The organism is Novosphingobium sp. GW835-FHT14H07, assembly GCF_058793515.1.
This window is the reverse complement of the sequence record NZ_JBXAFX010000056.1, coordinates 1-7,614: the sequence shown is the minus strand read 5'-3', so window position 1 is coordinate 7,614 and position 7,614 is coordinate 1. Positions and strand designations below refer to the sequence as shown.

Sequence of the window (7,614 nt, the reverse complement as noted above, 5' to 3'; positions counted from 1 at the left end):
AGCATTCGGAATTGGACCCTCGGCCCTGACCGAAACCATGATTATGCTCAATAAGCATTTCGCCAATGCTGCCTAATCCCCCAACTGGGTGACGCCGCGCGGCCGTGCCCCATGTTTGCAACAGAGCTCTTGGAACTGATCGAAGCGATGATTTCGCCGTAATGGACCTTGGCCACGCGGTTGACCGCGGCAACCATCGGGATGGTGGCCTGCCCGCCGCAAGTCACCATGTTGACGTTCGCCGCATCAAGGTTCGCTTCGCCGTTTACCGGCGGGATCGTATAGGGCCCGATCGCAGCCGGGGTGAGGTCGATCATGCGTTTGCCCGCCGCCAGCACCAGTTCGCTGTTGCGCTTGTGCGCGCCTGCGCTGGTCGCATCGAAAACGATCCCGACTTCGGCGAATTCAGGCATCGCAAGCAGGCCGTCGATGCCCTTGTGGGTGGTCGCCACCCCCATGCGTGCGGCGCGGGCCAGGCCGTCTGACGCCGGGTCGATGCCGACCATCACCCCCATCTCAAGCACTTCGGAGAGGCGCATGACCTTGATCATGAGATCGGTGCCAATGTTGCCGGAGCCGATAATGGCTACCTTCGTCTTGCTCATCTCAGGCTTCTCCATACGTAAAGCTGCAGGTGCCGATGCCCTCGACCGCGGCACGGACCGTGACCCCTGGAATGAGCGGCACCATCGGTCCCAGTGCGCCCGCCAAAAGAATGTCCCCGGCCTTCAGCGGCTCGCCGCGCGCGGCCAGCGTTTGCGCCAGCCAGGCGGCAGCGTTAAGCGGATTGCCAAGTGCCGCAGCGCCGCTGCCGGTCGAGACGACTGTGCCATCGAACGTCATCTCCATGCCTGCGCCCTCAAGATCGAGCCCGGCCAGGGGCAGTCCCTGTTTGGCCAGCACGAAGAAAGCGGACGAACCGTTGTCCGCCACGGTGTCGGCGAAAGTGATTTTCCAGTCGGCAATCCGGCTGTCGACGATTTCGATCGCAGCATGAACCGAAGCGACCGCTTCGGCGACCTGCGCTGCCATGGTATCGGGCGAGGGCAGGTCCGCTGCGAGAACGAAGGCGATCTCCGCCTCGGCCTTGGGCTGGATGCATCGTGCGGGATCGAGCACAGCGCCGTCCGCCACCTGCATGTCGTCAAAGAGCACGCCAAAGTCCGGCTGGTCGACGCCCAGCTGAGCCTGAACGGCCTTTGCGGTAAGGCCCGCCTTGCGCCCCACGATCCGGCGGCCCTGTGCCTCCCAGAACCGCGTGTTGATTTCCTGCACGGCATAGGCGCCGACAGCATCAGTCGGCTCCAGCACATTCCGCATCGGCGCAACGGTCTGGCCACTATAGGCGTCACGGAGGCGAAGCGCGATGGCTTCATAGTTGTGTGCAGTCATGATCCTCGTCCTTCAGGCTGCGATTATTGCTAATCGCAACAATGGATTGGCACCAGCGCCGCAAACATCTAATGTCTCATAATATGAGACCCATTTCCAAAACCACAGGCACCCCCTCGGTCGCAGCGCTCGATCGCAGCCTTGTTCTGCTTGAAGCCCTTCTGCGCGACCAGGAAGGGCGGAGTGTGCCTGAAATCGCCACGCAGGTCGGCCTGCCGCGGGCAACAGCTCACCGGCAGGTTGCCACCTTCTTGCGCGGAGAATTCTTGCGGCGGCTTGCGAATGGCGCACTGGTTCCGGGGGCACGCCTGTTGAACCTGGTGCAGCATCTTGACCATTCGCATTTGCTGGTCGCAGCGGCGCGCCCGGTCCTGCGCGGTTTGGCCGGTCGGCTTGGCTGCGTGGCGCAATTGGGTACGCTTGACGGGGATATGGTGACTTACCGCTACAAAACTGGTCGGCAAGCGGGCAAGTTTTTCACGCGGGTGAGCCAGCAACTCGAAGCTTACTGTACTGGCTTGGGCAAGGTAATGCTGGCCCATCTGTCTGAGGCGGAGCTTGAAAGTTATCTTGCCACTGGCCCTTTTCCGCCCTTGACCGCAAACACCATCACGGACCCAGCCAAGCTGCGTCTAGCGTTAGACGACATCCGCCTTCAGGGCTTTGCAATCGATGAACAGGAAATCGCCGAAGATCTGACATGTTTTGCCGCACCCTTAAGAATAGGGGGTGAAGTTGTTGCGGCAATCTCCTTGTCCTTTAGTGGAAATGCTCCGGACGAGAAAATGCGGAAACGGGTAACTGCGTATTTGCTTGCAGCATCTGGGAAGATTGAGTGTGTATTGACAGAATAAAGTCCATTACCAAATTGGGATTGTATTCCTACGAGCTAGATCGCAGATGATTTCACGGGAATTCTGATCCGACAGACTCACGTGGGCGGCAAACATCTTACCCACACGTCTTCCGGGACAGTCCAATTCCGATCCAGCTGTGGCCGACGCGGCGCGCTGGGCGGCCGCGCGGCTGGGTTAGGCGAGCATTTCCTTGAGCGGCACGCTGGCATCGGCCAGGTGCTCAGGCGCGATCTGGGCGCGGGCTTCGACCAGTTTCTTGCCTTGAACGTAGTCCTTGACCATGTTCACGCAATCAAGGGCAATGACCTTGCCGTTCTTGAGGTAGACCACCGAGAACGAGCGCGTGGCCGGGTCGCCGCGAAGCACGGCGTTGTCATGGCCGGTCGACAGGCCGACGGTTTGCAGGCGCAGGTCATACTGGTTCGACCAGAACCACGGCGTGGCTTTGTAGGGCGCTTCGGTGCCGCAGATGCACTTGGCGACGGTGGTGGCCATGTCGTTGGCGTTCTGGACGGATTCGAGGCGGATCACCGCGCCGTCGGCGAAGTCGTTGGCATGAGCCGCGCAATCGCCGATCGCGTAGACATCGGGCAGCGAGGTGCGGCACAGTTCGTCGACGTCGACGCCGTTGCCACCCGAGGCACCGGCTGCGAGCAGCGGACCGACGCACGGGACGATGCCGATGCCGACGATGACGATGTCGGCCGGGATGACCGAACCGTCCTGCATCTTGACGCCGGTGGCCTTGGTGCCATCGCCTTCGATGCAGTCCATCGCCGCGCCGGTGCGCAGATCGACGCCGTGGGCGCGGTGTTCGGCCTGGTAGAATTCGGACAGCGCCTCACCGGCAACGCGCGCCAGCACGCGCGGGAGCGCTTCGAGCAAGGTAACCGAAACGTCGAACTTGGTCAGCACGGCAGCGGCTTCGAGGCCGATGTAGCCGCCGCCGACGACAACGGCGCGCTTTGCTCCGGCATCGAGTTCGGCCATCAGCCGGTCGGCGTCTTCCTTGGTGCGGACAGCGTGGACGCCCTTGAGGTCTGCGCCCATGCACGACAGGCGACGCGGATCGCCGCCGGTGGCCCAGATCAGCTTGCCATAGCCGATCTCGCTGCCATCGCCGAGCTTGACCGTGTGCGCGGCGGGATCGAGCGAGACGACTTCGGCGCCGAGCTTCATCTCGACAGCCTTGTCCTCCCAGAACTGCGCCGGACGGATGCAGATGCGATCGAACGTCTTGTCGCGGGCAAGGTATTCCTTGGACAGCGGCGGACGCTCGTAGGGGATTTCCGGTTCGCGGCCGATCACCAGGATACGGCCTTCGAAGCCGTTCTGGCGCAATGCGATGGCTGCTTGTGCGCCGCCGTGCCCGGCGCCCACGATGATGACGTCTGCGTGCTCCATGCTCGAATCCTCCCGACTGTTGCAGAGCCGTTTGGCCAAAATCGCCGTAGCGTCAACAGAAGGTACGCGGGCGGCCGTGATTTTCGGCGCTTCATCAACGGCTGCTGTGGCTACAGCCTATTGCCTGCAACGGGCCTCACCAGATATTGGAGGCGGTTCCGACTCTTGGCGAAATGACACCCTAAGCGGATTAAGCCGCGTTTGGGCCGGAGGGTTCGGTCCGGGCAGCGTGCGACAGGCACGAGGTCGGCAGCGGTGCGATTTACACATGGCGGCGACAGGCGATGTCGGGAGAACTGACCGGCGTCCGGTCACCGGCCTTGCCGGCATTCTCCGAGGTTGAGATCGCAGATCCGGTCGTCCGCGATGTTGCACCGTCGGTGCCATCACGTTGCGGGCACATCGGCATCGAACTGCCGACGGGTGTCCGCCTGACCGTGGATGCGATGGTCGATGCCGACGCCCTTGCCCGGGTGATCGCCGTGCTCGGCCGATGATCCCGCTGCCACCCTCGACGCGGGTTTGCCTGGCCTACGGGACGACAGACATGAGGAAGGGTTTTGACGGGCTGGCGGTGCTGGTCCAGCAGGTGCTGGAGCAGTCTCCGCATTCCGGCGCGCTGTTTGCCTTCCGCGGCAAGCGCGGCGATCTGATCAAGCTGCTCTGGTTCGACGGGTCAGGGGATGTGCCTGTTTTCCAAGCGCATGGATCGCGGCAAATTTGTCTGGCCTGTGACGAAGACAGGCAAGGTCAGCCTCACCTCGGCCCAGCTTTCCATGCTGCTCGAAGGTATCGACTGGCGCCGTCCCGAACGCATTGCAGCGCCGCTTCTGGCAGGATAAAAAGTCGCGGATTTGCTTGGTTTTTCTGGTGCGGGATGGGCCCACTCAGCGCGTCGAGACGCACATCTCGCTCCGCCCCGAAGCCCCTATTTCTTCGTAGCCGAACAAGGTGGTCGTCTGCTGCATCACCACGTCCACCGCGTCTTCTGGCGAATGTCGCGGCAGATCGGGCTTCGGCGGATGGGGCAGCGCAACGGTCCCCGCGTTCATGACCTACGTCATCGTTTCGCCGTCCAGACTCTGATCAACTGGTATCGTGCAGGGCTGGACGTCGAGCAACAGCTGCATGTGCTTTCTGCGTTTCTGGGCCACGCCTATGTCCGCGACACCTATTGGTATCTGTCCGCCACGCCGGAGCTGATGAGTCACGCCGCGCGGCGGTTGGACAAGCGCTGGGAGGCACGGCCATGACCTCCACCAGCGATCTTCCCGCGCTGATCGAACGGTGGTTCACGGATCGGCTCATTCGGCACCGCGGTTCAAGCGCGAACACCATCGCCTCCTATCGCGACACATTCCGGCTGCTGTTTGCATTCGCGCAAGATCGGCTCCGACGGCCACCTTCAAAGCTCAACCTGACGGATCTCGACGCGCCCTTCATCTGTGCGTTTTTGGACGATCTCGAGATGCGCCGGTCGGCGACGGCGCGAACTCGCAACCTCCGTCTGACAGCGATCCGGTCTCTCTTTCGCTACGCCTCTTTCGAGGCGCCAGCGCACAGCGCTCATATTCAGCGTGTGTTGGCGATACCAACCAAGCGATGCGACAAGCGCCAGTTGGAAACCTCGAAGAACCGTCTGATTTTGGCGTAATTGCGATGTGAAGGCACAGTAGCGGGTGGCGAGCTCCCGGCTTGGGTGGCTGATCTGCTGATTTTCTTGGCGGAACCGGCGGCGGGTGCCGGTTTTGGGGTCACGCGGGCGCAGTACGCCCCTCAAGCCAGGCGAGGCGCTGGAAGTTATAAGCAAGGTTGGCCATGCCGATCTTGATGCGGGCGCGGGCAATGCCGATGGTCCGCACCACGAGGCCCATGCGATGCTTCTGCCCGGCAAAGACGTGTTCGACGGCTGAGCGGATGGCTGAGCGCTTCGCGTTGGCTCTGGCGACGCGCTCGGGCATGGCACGGCGGTGCGGCTTGCGCTGGTGGATGTGGCTCTTGAACATGCCTTTCTCAAGGAAGGCCTCGTTCTTCTTCGACCGGTAGGCAGTATCGGCCCAGACGCCCGAACCGGTGTTGCTCGGGCTGATCAGGTCCGGCAACCGGGCACCGTCATGGACATTGGCTGCGCTGGCATCCCAGGTACGGATGAGGCCATGGGCGCGGTCGATGCCTATGTGGTTCTTGTAGCCGAACATCGGGATCGCGAGATCGACCGGTTTGAACGCCTTGGGATCGGCGCCCTCCTTCACCTTGGCTTTGGTGTATTTCACGCTCCAACGGGCATCGCGATCCGTCTGGCGGAGCCGGGCTGGCTTTGCCTTCCATGTCTCCGGGATCCGGCCGTCCTTGATCGCGGCCTTCTCTTCTTCGGTGTTCCGCTGTTTGGGTGCCGGCACGACGGTCGCATCGATGATCTGGCCGCCCATGGCGAGATAGCCCCGATCGGTGAGCGCTGCATCGAAGCGGGCGAAAAGCTTGTTGATCGCCTTGGCCTGCACCAGGCGCTCGCGAAACAGCCACACTGTCGTCGCATCGGGTACCGTGCCATCGAGCCCAAGGCCCAGGAAGCGCTGGAATGACAAGCGATCCTCCGTTGCTTCGTCTGACAGTGAATAGAGCGCCTGCAGCACCAGAACCTTGAACATCATCACCGGATCGAACGGCGGTCGGCCACCCTTGCCACGGACACTGCGGCGCAGAGCGGCAATCAACGGACCCCGGAAAACCTCAAAGTCGACCACGCCGGTCAACCGCTCAAGCGGATCACCCGCTGCGCTCTAAGCCTCGTAGCGGTCCGAAAGATCAAAGAAACCGAGCTGTCCCGCCATCATCGCCTCCGCTCATCAGCAGAAGCAGTGAATCAGGTCAGGTCACCAAACACCAGAGTTTTTCGAACCGTCCAGTTGCATTTCCTGAACCGCATCGAGATCGATGCTATCCTCGCTCGTCCCGACCAGTCGACCTGGCTCGGACGGCGCGATTACGCATTGCTGCTACTCGCCGTACAAACGGGCTTGCGGCTTTCGGAGCTGGTCGGGCTGGACCGCCATGCCGTAGTTCTCGGCCGCGGGGCGAATGTCCGATGCATCGGAAAGGGACGCTAGGAACGATGCACGCCACTGACGAAGACGGCTCAGCAGGTTCTCCGGGCCTGGCTGAAGGAGCCTGCCAGACGGGGCGCCACCACCCTGTTCCCGAACATGCACGGTGGTCCGCTCAGCACCGACGGGGTCCAGTCATTGCTGAACAAATATGTCGCGCAGGCGTCCGCGGTGTGCGCCTCCCTCCGATCAAAGCGGATTTCGCCGCACGTCTTGCGGCACACCGCGGCTATGGAGTTGTTGCAGGCGGGCGTCGATTGCTCGGTGATTGCCCTTTGGCTCAGTCATGAGTCGATCGAGACGACGCAGACCTACCTTCATGCGCACATCGAACTCAAAGAGGCGGCGCTGGCCAAGCTCAAGCCGTATGAACGCGAGAGGGCAAAACGATTTCGACCCAACGACCGACTGCTCGACTTCCTGAACGCCCTCTGATGCCCGAAACTATGCCGAGCGTTGCCCGTCGCTAATCGGCGACCACCTTGGCAGCCGTTGTAAGTGCCAGATAGAAATGGCACCCTGCGCTAGATAGAGATGACACCCCAGGCGTCGTCCCGCGGATATTGGTGGCATGGCTTTCCTGCGGGTCAGGAGAGCACGCATATGACGGTGCTGACGATGAGCCATGGCGAACTTTCGCGATATGATACGCTGTTGCGCGTGGAGCGCGGCGAGCTTCGGGTTGAGGACGCGGCCGGATTGCTGGGATTGAAGCGGAGGCAGATATTCCGATTGCTCAATCGACTGCGATCTGAAGCCGTCTGTTGCAGAACCTCGAGCGGCTCTGTTGCAAAGATTGGCGGCAGTCAGAGGTAGGCTGTCGCTCTGCGCCGATCAGGCGGCTGCTGCGAAATGGT

At 62.0% G+C, this 7,614-nt stretch carries 6 protein-coding genes and 4 pseudogenes; 6 read left to right on the top strand and 4 right to left on the bottom strand.

The window, feature by feature from the left end; translation table 11 throughout:
• Positions 1–122: 122 nt before the first annotated feature.
• Positions 123–605, bottom strand: a pseudogene (locus tag AC1Q5P_RS21585) (acetaldehyde dehydrogenase (acetylating)); the annotation flags it as partial.
• A gap of 1 nt (position 606) precedes the next feature.
• Positions 607–1,392 (bottom strand): 2-keto-4-pentenoate hydratase, encoded by a 786-nt coding sequence (locus AC1Q5P_RS21580; protein ID WP_492519988.1) that lies wholly within the window; start codon positions 1,390–1,392, stop codon positions 607–609.
• A gap of 83 nt (positions 1,393–1,475) precedes the next feature.
• Between AC1Q5P_RS21580 and AC1Q5P_RS21575 the strand changes: the two genes are divergently transcribed.
• The gene (locus tag AC1Q5P_RS21575) at positions 1,476–2,246 is read left to right on the top strand and encodes an IclR family transcriptional regulator (RefSeq protein WP_298674933.1); all 771 of its coding nucleotides are present in this window, start codon (positions 1,476–1,478) and stop codon (positions 2,244–2,246) included.
• A 177-nt stretch (positions 2,247–2,423) separates the two neighbouring features.
• On the opposite strand, the gene AC1Q5P_RS21570 is transcribed toward AC1Q5P_RS21575, so the two are convergent.
• Positions 2,424–3,653: an NAD(P)/FAD-dependent oxidoreductase gene (locus AC1Q5P_RS21570; protein ID WP_298674936.1), complete on the bottom strand. Its 1,230-nt coding sequence runs from the start codon at positions 3,651–3,653 to the stop codon at positions 2,424–2,426.
• Positions 3,654–3,937: 284 nt separating this feature from the next.
• On the opposite strand from AC1Q5P_RS21570, the gene AC1Q5P_RS21565 reads away from it, so the two are divergent.
• The 4 genes and pseudogenes from AC1Q5P_RS21565 (at position 3,938) to AC1Q5P_RS21550 (ending at position 5,307) form a co-directional block, all read left to right on the top strand.
• Complete coding sequence (locus tag AC1Q5P_RS21565; RefSeq protein ID WP_298674939.1) at positions 3,938–4,150, top strand: transposase; 213 nt, start codon at positions 3,938–3,940, stop codon at positions 4,148–4,150.
• A pseudogene (tnpB, locus tag AC1Q5P_RS21560) lies at positions 4,147–4,495 on the top strand (IS66 family insertion sequence element accessory protein TnpB). The gene AC1Q5P_RS21565 and the pseudogene tnpB overlap by 4 nt, the downstream one beginning before the upstream one ends.
• A 153-nt stretch (positions 4,496–4,648) precedes the next feature.
• Positions 4,649–4,906, top strand: a complete 258-nt coding sequence (locus AC1Q5P_RS21555; protein ID WP_492519987.1) for a site-specific integrase — start codon at positions 4,649–4,651, stop codon at positions 4,904–4,906.
• Entirely contained in the window at positions 4,903–5,307 is a 405-nt protein-coding gene (locus AC1Q5P_RS21550) for a site-specific integrase (RefSeq protein ID WP_298674947.1), read from the top strand. The genes AC1Q5P_RS21555 and AC1Q5P_RS21550 overlap by 4 nt, the downstream gene beginning before the upstream one ends.
• Before the next feature lie 100 nt (positions 5,308–5,407).
• Here AC1Q5P_RS21550 and AC1Q5P_RS21545 read toward each other — a convergent pair.
• A pseudogene (locus AC1Q5P_RS21545) lies at positions 5,408–6,484 on the bottom strand (IS5 family transposase).
• Positions 6,485–6,772: 288 nt separating this feature from the next.
• On the opposite strand from AC1Q5P_RS21545, the pseudogene AC1Q5P_RS21540 reads away from it, so the two are divergent.
• A pseudogene (locus AC1Q5P_RS21540) lies at positions 6,773–7,192 on the top strand (tyrosine-type recombinase/integrase); the annotation flags it as partial.
• Between the last annotated feature and the right edge of the window lie 422 nt (positions 7,193–7,614).